This window comes from Thermincola sp. GK-1 (assembly GCF_059412445.1).
The window spans coordinates 29,709-46,344 of sequence record NZ_JBSQAT010000012.1 but is presented as its reverse complement, the minus strand read 5'-3'; the positions used below and the strand labels follow the sequence as shown (position 1 = coordinate 46,344).

General features: G+C 46.9%; 15 protein-coding genes. 12 read left to right on the top strand and 3 right to left on the bottom strand.

Translation table 11 applies throughout. The annotated features are described in order from the left end of the window. Position 1: 1 nt before the first annotated feature. On the top strand, positions 2-1,186 hold the full coding sequence (nagA, locus tag ACSNJE_RS11725) for an N-acetylglucosamine-6-phosphate deacetylase (RefSeq protein ID WP_052216868.1): 1,185 nt from the start codon (positions 2-4) through the stop codon (positions 1,184-1,186). Here the strand turns inward: nagA and ACSNJE_RS11720 are convergent. Then, complete coding sequence (locus tag ACSNJE_RS11720) at positions 1,183-1,545, bottom strand: diacylglycerol kinase family protein (protein WP_052216867.1); 363 nt, start codon at positions 1,543-1,545, stop codon at positions 1,183-1,185. The genes nagA and ACSNJE_RS11720 overlap by 4 nt on opposite strands. 168 nt (positions 1,546-1,713) lie before the next feature. Between ACSNJE_RS11720 and ACSNJE_RS11715 the strand changes: the two genes are divergently transcribed. The 5 genes from ACSNJE_RS11715 (at position 1,714) to ACSNJE_RS11695 (ending at position 7,388) form a co-directional block, all read left to right on the top strand. Next, positions 1,714-2,790 carry a uroporphyrinogen decarboxylase/cobalamine-independent methonine synthase family protein gene (locus ACSNJE_RS11715; RefSeq protein ID WP_474774662.1) on the top strand — a complete coding sequence of 359 codons (1,077 nt, stop codon included), beginning with the start codon at positions 1,714-1,716 and terminating at the stop codon, positions 2,788-2,790. A 158-nt stretch (positions 2,791-2,948) separates the two neighbouring features. Next, positions 2,949-4,088, top strand: a complete 1,140-nt coding sequence (locus ACSNJE_RS11710; RefSeq protein ID WP_052216865.1) for an AAA family ATPase — start codon at positions 2,949-2,951, stop codon at positions 4,086-4,088. Continuing rightward, positions 4,078-5,517 (top strand): VWA domain-containing protein, encoded by a 1,440-nt coding sequence (locus ACSNJE_RS11705; RefSeq protein ID WP_495252719.1) that lies wholly within the window; start codon positions 4,078-4,080, stop codon positions 5,515-5,517. Before ACSNJE_RS11710 ends, ACSNJE_RS11705 begins: the two co-directional genes overlap by 11 nt. 2 nt (positions 5,518-5,519) lie before the next feature. Continuing rightward, positions 5,520-6,323 (top strand): histidinol-phosphatase, encoded by an 804-nt coding sequence (locus ACSNJE_RS11700; protein WP_052216863.1) that lies wholly within the window; start codon positions 5,520-5,522, stop codon positions 6,321-6,323. Positions 6,324-6,425: 102 nt separating this feature from the next. Beyond that, a complete protein-coding gene (locus ACSNJE_RS11695; protein WP_052216862.1) occupies positions 6,426-7,388 on the top strand; it encodes a metal-dependent hydrolase in 963 nt (320 codons plus the stop codon). Positions 7,389-7,694: 306 nt separating this feature from the next. On the opposite strand, the gene ACSNJE_RS11690 is transcribed toward ACSNJE_RS11695, so the two are convergent. Together ACSNJE_RS11690 and ACSNJE_RS11685 are read right to left on the bottom strand one after the other, a co-directional pair. Then, the gene (locus tag ACSNJE_RS11690; protein ID WP_495252718.1) at positions 7,695-7,844 is read right to left on the bottom strand and encodes a hypothetical protein; all 150 of its coding nucleotides are present in this window, start codon (positions 7,842-7,844) and stop codon (positions 7,695-7,697) included. A gap of 432 nt (positions 7,845-8,276) precedes the next feature. Further along, positions 8,277-8,831 carry an NYN domain-containing protein gene (locus tag ACSNJE_RS11685; protein WP_495252717.1) on the bottom strand — a complete coding sequence of 185 codons (555 nt, stop codon included), beginning with the start codon at positions 8,829-8,831 and terminating at the stop codon, positions 8,277-8,279. A gap of 615 nt (positions 8,832-9,446) precedes the next feature. On the opposite strand from ACSNJE_RS11685, the gene mraZ reads away from it, so the two are divergent. The 6 genes from mraZ (at position 9,447) to ACSNJE_RS11655 (ending at position 16,626) form a co-directional block, all read left to right on the top strand. Beyond that, positions 9,447-9,884 carry a division/cell wall cluster transcriptional repressor MraZ gene (gene mraZ / locus ACSNJE_RS11680; RefSeq protein WP_013121015.1) on the top strand — a complete coding sequence of 146 codons (438 nt, stop codon included), beginning with the start codon at positions 9,447-9,449 and terminating at the stop codon, positions 9,882-9,884. Positions 9,885-9,907: 23 nt separating this feature from the next. After that, a complete protein-coding gene (gene rsmH / locus ACSNJE_RS11675) occupies positions 9,908-10,867 on the top strand; it encodes a 16S rRNA (cytosine(1402)-N(4))-methyltransferase RsmH (protein ID WP_495252716.1) in 960 nt (319 codons plus the stop codon). 2 nt (positions 10,868-10,869) lie between these two features. Continuing rightward, complete coding sequence (locus tag ACSNJE_RS11670; protein ID WP_052216859.1) at positions 10,870-11,409, top strand: septum formation initiator family protein; 540 nt, start codon at positions 10,870-10,872, stop codon at positions 11,407-11,409. Positions 11,410-11,433: 24 nt separating this feature from the next. After that, positions 11,434-13,554 carry a stage V sporulation protein D gene (locus ACSNJE_RS11665; RefSeq protein ID WP_495252715.1) on the top strand — a complete coding sequence of 707 codons (2,121 nt, stop codon included), beginning with the start codon at positions 11,434-11,436 and terminating at the stop codon, positions 13,552-13,554. Between the two features lie 196 nt (positions 13,555-13,750). Further along, positions 13,751-15,238, top strand: a complete 1,488-nt coding sequence (locus ACSNJE_RS11660; protein ID WP_495252714.1) for a UDP-N-acetylmuramoyl-L-alanyl-D-glutamate--2,6-diaminopimelate ligase — start codon at positions 13,751-13,753, stop codon at positions 15,236-15,238. Positions 15,239-15,249: 11 nt separating this feature from the next. Beyond that, on the top strand, positions 15,250-16,626 hold the full coding sequence (locus ACSNJE_RS11655) for a UDP-N-acetylmuramoyl-tripeptide--D-alanyl-D-alanine ligase (protein WP_495252713.1): 1,377 nt from the start codon (positions 15,250-15,252) through the stop codon (positions 16,624-16,626). Positions 16,627-16,636 lie beyond the last annotated feature (10 nt).

Genomic DNA, 16,636 nt, shown 5'->3' with positions numbered 1-16,636 from the left:
CATGGCAAATACAGCGAGTGCTCAACAGGCAACTGTATTATACGGTAACATAGTAGATCCTATGGACGGTGTGCAAGAGGGGTTTGTTTCTTTTGCCGAAGGGAAAATTACCGGCCGCGGACCGGGGTTCTCACCGGCAGGCGTTGCAAAGAGTCAGGTCATTGCCTTTGCTGACGGGTTCATCTGCCCCGGGTTCATAGATTTGCATGTACATGGCGGGGGCGGAGCTGATTTTGCTGACGGAAAAGAGGAATCCTTCCGCACTGTGGCGGAATTTCACGCCAGCGGCGGAACCACTTCTTTATTGGCTACCCTGGTTCCCCTGGAGCGAGGGAAGCTGACTGAATGTGTCAAAAGTTTGGGCGGGTTTATTAAAAAACAGGACGGCTATGGAGCCTGTGTCCTGGGCGTACACCTGGAAGGACCTTTTGTAAACCGGGCCTGGAAAGGGGCATTGGACGACAGGTTTATTACCGAGCCTGATGAGCAGTATTTTCAAACTTTAAACCGGATGGCCGCCGGTAGCTTACGGTTGATTACTCTTGCTCCGGAAATGGCCGGAGCTGCAAGGGTGGTCCGGGAAGCCGCCAGCAGTGGAGTCCTTGTTTTTGCAGGTCATACGGAAGCTGATCACATGATGTTAAAACAGTCAATGCAGTGGGGGGTTAGGGGTATCACCCACTTTTACAATGCTATGGCGGGATTTCACCACCGCAAACCCGGGACTGTGGGTGGAGGGCTGTTATTGGAAAACCTGCACCTGAGTATCATACCGGAAATCCACCATGTGGACCCGCTGGCTTTTCGCCTGGCTTATGAATTAAAGGGACCGGAATTAATTACGGTCATTACCGATTGTATTAGCGCAGGAGGCATGAAGGACGGAACTTATCCGTTGGGCAGCATGGAAGTGGTGGTAGAAAACAATACAGCCAGGCTGCTGACAGGGGCTTTGGCAGGCAGCGCCATTACTATGCTTGAAGGAATAAAGTATTTGGTTGAGCAGGTGCGTTTAACTGTCGAGGAAGCGGTGGGCATGGCTTCCCTGAATCCTGCCCGGCTGCTGGGATTGGCCAACAAAAAAGGAAGCCTGTTACCTGGCTTCGATGCAGATATAACTGTATTTGACAAAAAGTTTCGCCCGCTGATGACGATAGTTGGTGGGAAGATTGTTTACTCTGCTTAAGCGAATATGTTTTGGGCAAGAATAATCAGGAAAACAACTACAGAAGCGAAGACACAGAATAAGACAGCGCAACTGGCCGTGTCTTTGGCGATTTTTACTCTGGGGTGAAATTTGCCGTTGCAGATAAGGTCCAGGGTGATTTCGATGGCAGTATTAATTATTTCGGCAACGGCTGTTATGGTGACGGCTAGAAAGACTACTGCTGTCTGGAAACCCGAAAAACCCAACAAAGGGCAAATTATCAGGGTTAAAGCCATTATAACCATTAAGAGGCGGGTGTTTTTCTGTTCCTTAACCAGGTAAACCAACCCTTCCAGGGCATACTGCAGAGCCTGCATTAACCTAAGTATTTCCCTCACCGTTTATCACCGCCATATATATTTTTATTCCATCGTTAAATTATTCGCAGCAGACAGGGAAAATCCTTTTATCAAGAGTAACTTGATTTTTCTTTCTAAAAAGGCTAACATTAATATTAATGCATGTAAGAAAACTTATACCAAAGACGATATGAAAGGAGCCAGGAGATGAATTTAGGTTTTGATTATTCAGGCCTGCCGACCGGTATCGGCAGTTTACCATTAACCGACCCGAGAGAAGCTACAGAATTTATAATGAAGAAGTTTGCGGATATTCCGCACTGGGCCCAGTTGCCCAGGGCAGGGGAGCAGGAAGGTTTTATAAACCAGTTTATCGGGCCTTTAACCAAAGTGGGGCTCATTAGTGTGCATGGTGCAAAATATTACTTTAATACCGATGACCAGGATTGGGCTGCCAGGCTGGGAGAGTTTTACGCCATATACCTCGCAGCGGCCGAGGGAGACGATAAGGCGCTGCAGTATTTTGCTTTTCCGCCGGATTCAGCCAAGGGGTATTATGATTTCCACAAATATCTCACGGAAAAAGGTACCGGCTCGGCCAGGTGCCTGAAGGGGCAAATCAGTGGCCTGTTATCGGTGGGGTTTGCTTTGACAGACCAAAACAGGCGGGCTGCCTATTACGACCCGCAAATCAGGGATGTGCTAATAAAAGTGTTGTCCATGCAGGGGAAGCTGCAGGCCAGGGAATTGGCTGAGTTCGGGCTGCCGGTAATAATTTTCGTAGACGACCCGGGGTTGTATGCCTGCGGCATGTCTACCCATGTAACTCTAAAACGGGAGGAAATAATAGATGAACTTAATGCCATATTTGAACAGATCCATTCGGCAGGTGCGGCTGTAGGGGTACATAGTTGCGCCGGTATGGACTGGACCATTTTAATGGAAAGCAACCTGGAAATTATCAGTTTTGATGCTTATGAATACTTCGTATCGTTGGCCAGTTACAGCAGTGAACTGAAACAGTATATGGACCGTGGCGGTATTCTCGCCTGGGGAATCGTTCCCACATCGGAGAAACTGTACCAGGAATCGGCGGAAACCCTTGCTTCTTTGCTGGGAGAACGGCTGCAGGCATTGGAAGGAAAAGGTTTAGACAGAGACATATTATTAAGGCAGTCTCTGATTACGCCTAGCTGCGGAACGGGGATTTTGACGGAAGAACTGGCCAACAAAGTTTACGACATTACCGTTCGGGTATCCGAAAAATTCCGCAAAGGGTTCTAAACTATGGCTTCCCCAAAGCATTACGCTTAAGGTGGAAGCCTTATCTCTTGCCAAGCTATAATAAAGCGGTACCAAAAACTGGTCTGGAGAGCTGAAATCATAAATTATTGCTCCTTGATTCATATTAACTAATGATAATGGACAAGGAGCGATTTGCCATGGGACCGTTAACTGATATAGTACAGGCGCTGCAACAGGAATTCCGGCAGCGTGACGATGTAATACGGGGTTTGCTTTTAGGGCTTCTAACGAAAAGCAATGTCCTGCTCATTGGACCTCCGGGAACAGCCAAAAGCTTGTTGGTGAACAGCATGGTCCAAAAGATTGCGGGAGTCAAATATTTCTCCTATCTGATGACCAAGTTTACGCGGCCCGATGAAATAATAGGCCCTATTTCCTTGCAAGGGTTAGAAAAGGATGAATTTGTCCGGGTGTTGGATGGCCGGTTGGCGGATGTTCATATTGGGTTTCTCGATGAAGTTTTTAATTCTAACAGTGGATGCCTGAATGCCACTTTGAATATTATTAACGAAAAGAAAATTTTAAACGGTACCAGGCTAACGGAGGTACCGTTGATGATGCTGGTTGGGGCGTCTAATTCATTGCCGGTGGAAACCACGGGTGAATTAAGTGCTTTTTATGACCGGTTTTTGTTGAGGTACGAGCTTGGGTATCTGAGTACTGCCCAGGAGCTGAAAAATTTAATTAACTTAGAACCCGGTGCAAATAAAACTCCACTCATGTCCATTGAGGACATTATTTTTCTACAAAACCGGGTTTTGGACATAGAACTGCCCCTGGAAGTTATATCAAGGCTGGTAGCCATTGTTATGGGGGTCCGCCAAAAGGGGGTGGCTGTTTCGGACCGCCGGGTGCGGCAAAGTTGTTTAGTAGTTAAGGCTGAGGCTCTGCTGGAAGGCAGGACAAGGGCCTGTTTGGAAGATTTATATATATTAAGGGATATTTTCTGGAACACGCCGCGAGACCGGGAAATATTCGCCGAGATATGGACGGTTTTGCAAAAACCGGTCCTTGAACGCCTTGAGAGCATTACTGCCGAAGCCTGGGAAATTTATGCCGATTTAACGGGCGGTAATTGGCATTTCGCCAAGGGAACCGAAAAAGGCGCCAGATTGATGGAACTGAAACAGGAATTACAAAGCTTGTTGCATGTTTATGGCAGCGATTTGGAGTTGGCCAGGGAAATCGGCAGCAGGGTTGACAACATTGACAGCTTGATGACAACGGTTTTGAAAAATCTGGCTGCCGCTGGAGGAACTCAGCGCTATGAATCGTGAACAGGCCTTAAACCTAACTCCCTATCACTGGGATATATTTTGGGAAACATTGTCCCAATGGCCTGGCTGGCAGGAAATTCTGGCGGAATTTCAGACGAAACCGTTCGGTCCCGAACTGATTCCTGAATTATTCTGGCTGCTTTACTCCGGTACCATAGAGGTTTCACCCATGCACTTGGTTCCCGCTGCTGCCAGGTTAAACATCCTCGTTATAAACAGGCTGTTACAAAGTCGGGAGTTCCAGCAGCTACGCCAGGTGACTAGAGGCGGCAGGCAAAAGTCTCTTTTTGCTGCCTTTCAAATTCTGGCTCTAATAGTAAAGGTTTTACCGCCTGAATTAATTGATGTGGCCCTAAAGGTAAAATCCGTAAGTTTTACTGTCAACCGGCTCAAAACACAAGCTGATTTCCTGGGAAAGGGAAGGTATGGTACCAACAGGGAATTGCCTTCCAGCCATTTGCTTTACCGGGCATACATGCGCACAGTAAGGGAACTGGAGAAGGCTTTACGGGTACAACGTTCTTTGCTGGCCGAGCTGATGCGACTGTGGTTTTCCGGCTCTGCTTCCCGATTGGGACAAGAATTTCAGCAAGGGTTTCAGGTGCCGGTGGCAGGTGATTTGGTGCACGGGGAAAAAAGTAAGCGCTTTCTTTCCAATGGCCTCCGGGGATACCTGGTTTATATGGCCAGGTATTCGGGTAATCAGAAGTTAAAAAACATTGCCAACCGGGCGCAAACTTTAAAATGGTCGGGTGCGATTCCCTGTATAGCAGAGGGTGAAGGGGGTTTACAGGGGGTTTGTACCGGGGGGTTGACAGAATTTTTATTAACAGAGCAGTGGCGGGACTTTTTTCATCCGTCCAGCAAAAGAAGGTTTTATGCCAGGCTAATCGAACAGCAGTTGTGGATGCTGGATTTCAGTGACCGGCTGCAGCGTGGACCACTGGTAATTTGTGTTGATTGTTCGGGGTCTATGCAGGGGCCAAAAGAGGAAAAAGCAAAGGCTATCGCCATTAAAGTATTGGAACAGGCCCGGTTGAGCAGGCGTGATTGCATAGTGATCTTGTTTGGCGACCACGAGACCATCGAAACGATTAGTTGCCTTAAAGGATTTTACGGTGAAAGTGATATATTAAATATATTACTGACCTTTTTTGGCACCCGGACTACAGATTTTAACCGGCCTCTGGAAGAGGTAATGAAGATAGCGGCCAATCACGCAAAAGACCAATTGGATATGCTTTTTATCAGCGATGGGTTAGGTACGGTAAATACTGAGACCCTGGAAAAATTTAGTCACCTGCAAAACAGCGGCCGGCTGTTTACATGGGCGATAATTGTTGATGGCGCTGAAAAAGAAGGAAAAGAAGTCCGGGGCTTTGCGCAGTATATTTTTTTCAGCAGGGAACTACTGGAAGCGGAGGTATAATAATGCTGATAGATTATCATATGCACACTAAAATGTGCGGTCATGCCGAAGGGGAGATGGAGGAATATGTCTTAAAAGCCAAAAGGGAGGGTATAGTGGAAATAGGCGTTGCGGACCATATACCCATGTATTTTCTTCCGGCGGCTGAAAGGGACCCTTCCATTGCCATGGCTGAGGAAGAGCTGCCTATATACGTTAAGGCGGTAGAAAAATTGCAGAAGCAATTTTATCCTTACAATATAAAGCTTGGTATTGAGGCGGATTTTGACCCGGACTGCCAAGCGGAACTTAAAAGAATCATCAATGCCTTTCCTTTTGATTATGTATTAGGGAGCATCCACTTCTTGGGCAGATGGGGTTTTGACAATCCCCGGTTTATTGATGAATATCAAAAAAGAGACATTGATGAAGTCTACGCTGAATATTTTAACTTGCTGGAAAAGGCTGCCGCTTCCGGCCATTTTGACATACTGGCTCACCCGGACCTGGTCAAAAAACTGAATTTTCGCCCGCGGAAGGATATTACATACATATATGAACGCTTGGCCAAATGCTTTGCCGACGCCGACATATGCATTGAGATTAATACCGCGGGCTTAAGGGCTCCTGTTGGAGAGATATATCCATCGGCAGTTTTCCTGCGTGAGTGCTTTAAAAGACGGGTGCCTGTCACGTTGGGGTCTGACGCTCATACTCCGGAGCAGGTGGGAGCGTGTTTCCCTGAAGCGAAACAGTTATTGTTAGAAATTGGCTATGATAAGATTGCCGTTTTCAGTCAAAGGAAAAGACGACTCCTTCCCCTTTAATTCGTTACAAAATGGCAGATGAAATAAAGGCGGCTCTATGCTATACTTTCATTATAAAGTTACAGTCCTTATCTTGGGTATAGGATTAAAGGGGTGCATAAAGTGGATTTGGTTTCGCACGGTCTGCTGGGTTCTATGATTGCCGGTCTGAGTTTCGGCAAAAAGTATAGGCTCCTTGGCTACGTGGCAACAATTGTTGGTAGTGTAGCCCATGATTTTGATATTATCACCTTTTTGAAGGGGCCGAAGGCGTTTTACAAGTACCACCGGGAGATTACCCATTCTTTGTTGGGTACGGTAGTCTTGGGGTTGTTAATTTCCATTGGTGTCCGTCTTTTTACGCCTGTGCATGATTGGGCTACGGTTTTAGCCATGGTCGGAGCAGGATTGTTATCCCACCTGGCCATGGATATCCTTACCCCCTGGGGGCTGCCTTTGTTTTACCCGTTTAAATCAAAGAAATACAGCCTGGACTTGATCTGGTTTTTTGACCCGGTCGTAATTTCCGGCCTTGTAGCCGGGGTTTATCTTGGCTATCAGGTCCCGGAAAATTCCGCCTTTTCTTATTTGGCTTCGTTCGCCGTTGTTATATCCTATCTGGCTTACCGGGTCAGGCAAAAAAGAAAAGCGCGGAAGATTGTATTGGAGGAATTGGGGCCGGATAAAGGAGCGGCTGTCTTCGTTCTTCCTTCGGCCGTCAGTCCTTTTCTCTGGGATGTTATAGTTAAAGAAAGGAACAGGTACATTCATTTTTGCGTTGATACCCGGCGCAAAGAGATTCTGAGCAAGGAGGAGTTTTGCTCCGGCGCCTTTCACCGCTGTGTAAAATCATCCCGCGATTCTGATTATGTAGATATATTTCTTAAACGGTCAAGATTTCCTTTTTATAATGTGACCAGAAAAGCCGACCAGACTTATACTGTTGAATGGAGCGACGTACACCTGGCCAATTTAGGCGGTGTTCACGGGGTGGTCGTACAGTTAGACGGGAATGGGGAAATCATTGAAGAAAAACTGCAAATAAAAAAGCCGGTTAGGCGCAAGAAGAAATCGGGGGCTGTCTAAAGACAGCCCCTGCTTGCTGCGCACCAAACCTCATCATGGAACTAAGCGGAGGTTAAATGATTCCTCTGCTCTGGGCGAAATTGAAAAAAGAGGGCATATTATTCTTCCGCTCACGGACGAAATCTCCTCCGGCAACCGCTCCCACTTCGTGGATTGCGGGCCGGAGAACGATTTTAGTCCCCGCTCCAGAATAATATGCCCTCCTGCCATAAAGAGAATAATCGTAATGATTAGGGTGGGTGGGGTGTCCCGGCTACTCCGGAGCTTTGTGCTGGAGAATGGCGGCAGGGTAGGAGGGTGTCTCCGCTACCTGGGAGCTTTGTGCTGCAAAACCTTGCCGGGCAGGCAGCGTTCCCGAACTCGATGGCTCATATAGCATTTCTGATAAGTCAGGCCGCCTCCCGTCCGGTCACTCAACCTGTGTTGAGCGCCGGACTTCCCGGCGGCCTTCGCCATCTTCGGACATGCGGGAACTCTCTGTCGGCCCGGCAGCGGTTTTGCGGGCGCAGTCGCTCCCAAATGGTAGGCGGAGAACCCTGCCTACCCTGCGGGGTAAGAGAAAAAGTAGCCGCTGTCCGGTGAAACAATAAGTTGCGACTTGGTGGAGGGCAGCCGGCCCGTGTTCCACTAAGTCGCAACTCATCACTTTAATGTGCAGCGGTTTTTTGACATCCTGCAGAGTAAATGCAGTAGTAAAGCCTCGAAACGGTATTTTCACCATCTTCGGACATGCGGGAACTACCTGCCTTCCAGACGTAAAGACTGGAGAAAAGGAAAAACCCCGCATTAAAAGCGGGGTTTGGTAGTATTCTGCCTGACATCCTCGCGAACGTCAGTAAATATTCTACCTACAAGTATAATAACCATTTTTCGTTGTGTCAATACTTTTTATCTTAAAATTGATGTGATTACTTCTTGAGTTAAAGGAATTCTTTCGTCAGCACTTTGCCATAAATCGTCATGCGGCGGGTGTGCAGTTCCGTGACAAAGGGTTATTAAGACACCTTCATTTTTTGCCACCATAATAGCTGGGAGAAAATCGCTGTCACCGGCAAATATAGTGGCGTGAGTAATTCTTTGTTTGGCGGCCAATAAAACCAAATCAACGCCCAATAAAATATCTACTCTTTTTTGTATAAATAGCGGCGTACCATCTTCCGTTTTACCTCTCCGCTCAAGTTTGCCTAATCTAATTTCGTAGCGGGGTAATTGGGATAAACGGTTATAAAAACTTTGCCTCTTAGAAAATCTTTCTCTTTCTTGATCAGTAGGGGGGTTGCTTTGGTATGGGAGACAATGGTAATAATAAGTTCTAAAAATAGGTATGCCTTGACTCATCCATATGGCCAGTTTTTCATAGTCAACTTTTGGAGAATTGAATTCATCTTGAAAAATTCGATCTAAATAAGCGCCGTCAATAAAAATCCCGACTTTGTCTGACATTTTACACCTCCTTTTTTACAAAAAACTATATTTTATGTTCGTTAAAATTTTTACCATTCCTGCCATCAAGAGGTTATTTTATGCCTGATAATGGACAAAACACAATTTAGTTTAATTCTGATTAAGCATATTAGCGCTTGCGGATGAGGCCAAACGGTTAAAAAAAATTTTTCATAGCCTGAATATGTATACTTTTTTCTATGATTCACTAATTTTTCAGTACTTCTCTTCTCTGTACCTTCTATGTCTAACTCTTCAGTGGTAAACGGTATTTCTACTGTCTTTGAGAAAAGATTCTCCCTCGTGACTTGGGAGTACCGGTTATTTGGTCATTCTGGCGGTTGACTACTGGTCGTCGGATGCCGACCGCCTTTGCATTGCGAATGCACAACAAATTGTGCAGCCAAAGTGGAGGGGGCACTATATATTGTGTAAAACGGAGCTAGAACGAAAAAACACGAGAAATAAAGAGATTTCACGGAAAAAATTTTCATTTTGGTATAAAGTTTAGAAGGATTTTTCACGAATATAGAGAATAGAGTGGTATAAAGTGGTGGGAAGTGGGGGAATAGCCTTTTATTTCCCAGCGGGTGTGTTAAGTAGGTGGAAACCGTCATGTTCATGGGAGAGTTTCAACACACAATTGATGCTAAAGGCAGGGTTATTATTCCGGCCAAATTCAGGGAAGGGCTTGGTGACAAGTTCATTGCCACCAAGGGCCTGGATAATTGTTTGTTTTTATATCCCATGGAAGAATGGCGGCTTTTGGAACAAAAGATGAAATCACTTCCCTTTACCAGGGCTGATGCCCGGGCCTTTGTAAGGTTTTTCTTTTCCGGGGCTACCGAATGCGAGGTAGATAAACAGGGCAGAATATTACTCCCCGCCAATCTCAGAAGTCATGCCAGGTTGGACAAAGAGGTAGTTGTTATCGGCGTTTCCACCAGGGTAGAGATCTGGAGCAGGGAAGAGTGGGAAAAATACAGCCGGCAATCTGAATCGACCTACGAGGAGCTGGCGGAAAAAATTGTGGATTTTGATTTGGGAATCTAAAAAGTTCCGGAAGGTGAACATAGATGGATTTTCATCACGTGCCGGTTATGTTGGATGAGAGTATCAGCCACCTGAATATAAAGCCCGATGGCGTATATGTTGATTGCACGTTAGGAGGAGCAGGACATTCGGCAGAAATTTTGAAAAAAATTCAACCAAACGGATTTCTTGTAGGCATAGACCAGGATATCAATGCCATAGCAGCGGCTGAAAAGCGGTTAAAAAATATAGGGTTCAACTACCGTTTGGTGCACAGTAATTTTAACCGCATCAGAGATATTCTGGAAGAACTGGGAATATACCGGGTGGACGGGGTGCTTTTTGACCTGGGAGTTTCTTCTTACCAGCTTGACCAGATTCAACGCGGATTCAGTTATAAAGTAGACGCTCCGCTGGATATGCGTATGAACCCCCTGGAACCGGTTACAGCCCGTATTTTGGTGAACGGCCTCACGGAAGACGAGTTGGCCAAAATTATTTCGGAGTATGGCGAAGAACGTTGGGCCAGAAGGATTGCCAAATTCATTGTGGAAGCCCGGGCCAGGGAAGAAATATCGACGACCGGGCAGTTGGTGGAAATTATTAAAAACGCTGTTCCGGCGGGGGCCCGGAAAGAAGGCCCGCACCCTGCTAAGAGGACGTTTCAGGCGTTAAGAATAGCCGTTAACGATGAATTAAGTAAATTTAAATCCGCTTTGCGGGATGCAATAGAGGTGTTGGCGCCCGGAGGGAGAATCTGTGTCATTTCTTTCCATTCCCTGGAAGACAGGATAACCAAAGAAATGTTCAGGGATTTGGCCAAAGAATGCGTTTGCCCTCCGGAATTTCCTGTTTGTACCTGCGGGACCGTTCCTTTGCTCAAAATTATTACCAATAAACCCATTGAACCTTCGACGGCAGAGATTGAAAGAAACCCCAGGGCGCGCAGTGCAAAGCTCAGGGTGGCAGAACGCTTGGTTCTAAAAAACGGGGAGGCTGAATAACTTTGATATTGGCAAGAGAAAGTCATGATTATTACCGCTACCAGGAACAAACGGCTGTTCGCCCGCGGCGCACCCGCAAAGTCCGCCGGATGCGGAACAAGTCCAGGTTGGTTTATACTGGCATCATGATGATAGCCTTCACTGTATTTTTGCTGCTTGCCACCAAGTACGCCCAAATTGCTGCTACAGGGTACAAAATTGTGGAAATGAAAAAACAGATAAAGGCAATGGAGCTACAGAACCAGGCATTAGAAATGAAAATAGCCCAATTGCAGTCCTTAGAGAGAATTGAAGCAGTAGCTACGGAAAAACTTGGTATGGTTAAACCGGATACATCTGCAGGAGTCCAATTTGTAGCTGTCGAATCAAAAGATTCAGTTGGCAAAGAACAGGTACCGGCGCAAAAAATTCAAAAGGAAGAGCAACTCAAACCACAAAAAGAAAAACACAGACCGATGGCTCTTATAGACGTATTGAGTAGGCTGCTGGCCAACTGGACGGGGAGGGTAGCGCAGGCCGAGGCAACTACGGCATCCAATTAGTATATTTTGAGGGGTTGAACTCATGTGACCACCAATGTTTTAATGAGAAAGCGTATAACCCAGCTATTCTTGATCATGGGAGCATTCCTGCTATTTTTGATTGGTCGGTTAGCATGGATTCAGTTTGTTAACGGGGATAAACTTAGCACCGAGGCCCTGGAAAACAGGATGGACGATATTAAAGTACCTGCGAAAAGAGGGACCATTTACGACCGGAACGGAAAGGAACTGGTGATCAGCATCAGTTCGGATACAGTTTACGCCATTCCGCCGGAAATAAAAAAACCTGCAGAAACCGCGAAAAAGCTGGCCGAGATTCTCGGCCTTAAATATGAGGAGATATATAAGAAAATAACGAAAAGAAGCAACTTTGTATATATCCAGAGAAAAGTTGATCCGGAAATTAGCAAAAAAATCAAAAAGCTGGAACTGCCAGGGATAGATATTGTGGAAGAAAGTCAGCGGTCCTATCCGAACGGCAACCTTGCCTCTCATGTATTGGGGTTTGTGGGTATTGATAACTATGGTCTGAACGGTATTGAGGTTACAATGGAAAAAGAACTGGCCGGTGTTCCGGGGAGAATCTTGGTCGAAAAGGATTCCCTGGGCCGGGAAATACCGCAGGCCCTGCATCAGTACAAACCGCCACAGCCCGGAAACAGCCTGGTGCTGACCATAGATGAAACTATTCAATATTTCGTAGAGCGTGAATTGGATAATATCGTAGAAACCTATAACCCGAAAAGCGCCACCATTATAGTAATGGAACCCAAAACGGGCGGCATTCTGGCTATGGGCAACCGGCCGGATTTTGACCCGAATAAATATGGCGAATATCCGCAAACCAGTTGGAGAAATCCGGCCATTTGGCTGAACTATGAACCGGGTTCCACTTTTAAAGTTATTACAGCCGCCGCTGCTCTGGAAGAGGGGGTTGTGAAACCGGAAAGCAGGTTCTATGACCCCGGCTATGTCGTAGTATCCGGTGAAAGGATAAAGTGTTGGCGGTATCCCAGAGCTCATGGTTCCCAGTCCTTTGAAGAAGTGGCCCAAAACTCCTGTAACCCTGGATTCATTCAGGTTGGGCTTGATCTGGGGAGGGAACGCTTCTACAAGTATATAAAGGCTTTTGGTTTTGGGCAAAAGACCGGCATACCATTGGTCGGAGAAGCCAAAGGAATTGTTATCCCGGAAAAACAGGTCAAGAACATTAACCTTGCCACCATATCTATCGGGCAATCTATTTCGGTGACGCCGATTCAACTGATTACCGCTATATCGGCAGTTGCTAACGACGGGGTACTCATGAAGCCCCAACTGGTCAAAGAAATCCGGGACAGTCAAGGGCATTTGGTCCGGAAAATTGAACCTGAACCAGTGCGCCAGGTGATTTCCAGGTCAACGGCCCGCCAGTTGGCTGGGATTCTGGAGAAGGTTGTAAGTCAGGGTACCGGAAAAAATGCTTATATGGAAGAATACCCTGCCGCCGGCAAGACCGGTACTGCCCAAAAAGCCGGTAAAGGCGGATATTCCTCCGGCAAATATATTGCATCCTTTGCAGGGTTTGCCCCTGTTGAAAACCCACAGGTGGCAATACTTGTGGTTATTGATGAACCACAGGGAGGAACCTATTACGGCGGTCAGATTGCTGCACCCGTATTTAAAAACGTGGCCCGCGACGTACTTCGTTACCTGAACGTCAGGCCGCGGGTCAGCAAAACTGAACTGGAAGAAAAAGAAAAACGTAAAGAAGTTATAGTACCTGATTTAATTAACATGCCTTTGACTGAAGCCCAGGATATTCTGAGAAAGGCAGGTTTGGCAAGCAATTTAGAAGGTTCCGGCCAATGGGTTTTGAACCAGCAGCCTAAAGGCGGCGCCAAAGTGCTGGAAAAAACCCCGGTGATACTTTATGTTGGCCCGGAAGCCAAGAGTGTTCCAGAGGGTACGGAGGTGACAGTACCCGACTTAACGGGTTTAACCATGAGAGAAGCCGGTAAGCTGTTAGGGGCCCTGGGGCTAAAAATGAACCCGGAGGGGTCAGGGGTAGCCGCCAGCCAGAAAATAGAGCCCGGAACCAAGGTGAAAGCCGGGACGACAGTCAAAGTGATTTTCCTCCCACCGGCGCCCGAGCCTTTTCCGTAAAAAAGACATTGCCCATGTTTAAGGACATAGGCAACTCTTTTTAAACACAAATCAGGTTGGAGCAGGGGAATCGTCATGCTCCAACCTTACTTTGTTCCTGAGACAGCGCAAAAATATAGAGGATAAACAGTTATATTCCCGTTAATAATAAAACTTGTAGGAAATTTGTGGGAATGTACGACCAGGGGGGATAATTATGCGACGATTAACGGACCTGCTGAAGAATATTTACGGCGCCCGGGTGCAGGGAGATTTGACGGTGCAAATTGAGGGGCTGGCTTATGATTCGCGGAAAGTGCAGCCTGGCTTTGCCTTTATATGCATAGAAGGGTACAAGACCGACGGCCATTTGTTTGCCCAAAATGCGGTGGAAAACGGGGCGACCGTTATAATTGCGGAAAAACCTATTACCGTGCCGTCTTCTGTCACAGTGGTAACGGTGGAGGATACGCGGGAAGCACTGGCCTATATGGGGGCGGCTTTCTACGATTATCCTGGCGATAAGCTGAATATTATCGGCGTAACCGGTACCAATGGGAAAACCACCACTACTCATCTCATAGAAAACATACTCGTCAAGGCCGGTAAGAAAGTAGGATTAATCGGGACTATTAAAAATAAAATCATTGACCGGGTGCTTCCGGTAACCAATACTACGCCGGAATCTCTGGATTTGCAGGCTTTGTTGGCAGAAATGGTTGATGCGGGAGTAGATTACGCTGTGATGGAAGTGTCATCCCACGCCCTGGAATTGAACAGGGTAGCGGGCTGCGAATATGACCAGGCCATCTTTACCAACATCACCCAGGACCACCTGGACTTTCACGAAACTATGGATAACTACCTGGCGGCCAAACAAAAATTATTCATTAATTTAGGAAAAAATTCTAGGAAGAGCAGAAATAAGTATGGCATAATTAATATTGACGATTCCAAAGGGCAGAGCTTTCTGGAAGTTACACATGGTCAGGTAATTACATACGGAATACAGTCAGCCGCTGATGTGCGGGCAGAGAAAATTGACTTGCGGTCCGATGGGGTCAGCTTCACCGCTGTTACTCCCAGGGGTTCCGTTGATTTGAAGCTAAACCTGACAGGCCTGTTCAATGTTTACAACTCATTGGCGGCGGTAGCTTCCGGTCTGGGCGAAAATATTGCTTTGCCGGTAATCAAGGAAGCTCTGGAGGAGGTAAAAGGGGTACCGGGTCGGATGGAAAAAGTGGAAGCAGGCCAGCCTTTCGCTGTGCTGGTTGACTATGCTCATACACCGGATGGTTTGGAAAATGTACTTAGTGCAGCCAGGGAGTTTACGAAAGGCAGACTGATCACGGTTTTTGGGTGCGGGGGAGACCGGGACCGGACAAAACGTCCTATCATGGGTCAAGTTTCGGCGAAGCTCAGTGATTTTACCGTACTTACTTCTGATAACCCCCGCAGCGAAAATCCGGCAGAAATCCTGAGAGATATTGAGGAAGGCGTCAAACCTATTATCGGGCCGGAAAAATATACCGTTATCGAGGATAGGAAAGAGGCTATTAGGCATGCCCTGAACATGGCTAAAACGGGTGACGTGGTGGTTATAGCCGGTAAGGGACATGAAACGTACCAGATTGTCGGGACAAAGGTGCTACCCTTTGACGACCGTGAGGTCGCTATGGAAATATTAAAAGAAAAGTTTTCCTGAGGTAATGAACTATGTATAAAATGACACTCGGAGAAATTGCCGGCGCTATCAAGGCACGCATGGTAAAAGGAAATGCGGACCGCGTTTATACACAGGTTTGTACCGATTCGCGGCAGATAGTTCCGGGCAGCCTTTTTGTGGCATTAAAAGGGGAGCGTTTTGATGCCCATGATTTTGTAGGGCAGGCTTTGCAGCTTGGGGCGCATGGAGTAATTGTGAGCCGGATGCAGCAAGACCTTCCCGACGGTGATATCCTTTTGGTCGATAATACTCTGACAGCTTTGCAACAACTTGCCCGGTATAACAGAAAGAAGTTCTCCGGGCCGGTTGTGGCCGTAACAGGCAGCAACGGTAAAACGACCACCAAGGATATGATTTCTGCTTTGTTGGAGACAAAATACCGGGTTCTGAAAACATTGGGTAATTTTAACAACGAAATTGGGCTTCCCCTGACCCTTTTGGGTTTGGACGAGTCTCATGGCGCCGTGGTTGTGGAAATGGGCATGCGTGGGCTCGGGGAAATAGATTTCCTGGCCCGGATTGCCTGTCCTACCGCCGGGGTAATAACAAATATCGGCGAAACCCACCTGGAGCGATTGGGTACAGTGGAAAATATTGCCCGGGCGAAAACTGAGCTGCTGCCGCATATTCCTACCGGCGGGTATGCAGTTTTGAACGGTGACGACCCCTGGCAGCGAAAGTATGCGCACCTGACGAGGGCAAAAGTAATATTCTATGGTATGGATCATTCCAATCACGTCTATGCCGACAACATAAAATGTAACATGGGCGCCGGTGCGAGTTTCACCATAATACGCGACAACATTGCAAAGGTTTTCCACCTGCCGGTACCTGGCAGGCACAACATTTATAATGCCCTGGCGGCTATTACCGTCGGTTTGCAGGAAGGGCTTTCGTGGGAAATGTGCATGGAAGGTTTGCAGAATGTTGTGCTTAGCGGTATGAGGCTGCAGATTATTGACTGCAATGGCTTGAAAATAATCAATGATACATATAATGCCAATCCTGCATCAAGTAAAGCTGCTGTCCGCATACTTGCGGAGATGCCCTGTGCAGGGAAAAAAGTTGCCGTTTTAGGGGATATGTATGAATTGGGACAACGGACAGTACAGGGACACCGCGAAGTAGGAGAAACTGTGCAAAATTTAAAAATTGATATCCTGGTAACTGTTGGGGAATTAGCACTGCACATTGCAGAAGCGGCTAAAGCGGCGGGTATGGATAGGAAAAATATTTATGTGAGTAGAAATAACAATGAGGCATTGGAGATTCTTAATAATATATTGAAAGCCGGCGACCTGGTATTGGTAAAAGGTTCGCGGGGAATGAAAATGGAAAAAATTGTGGAAGGAATTACCTGCGCCTAAGCGGGGGTAG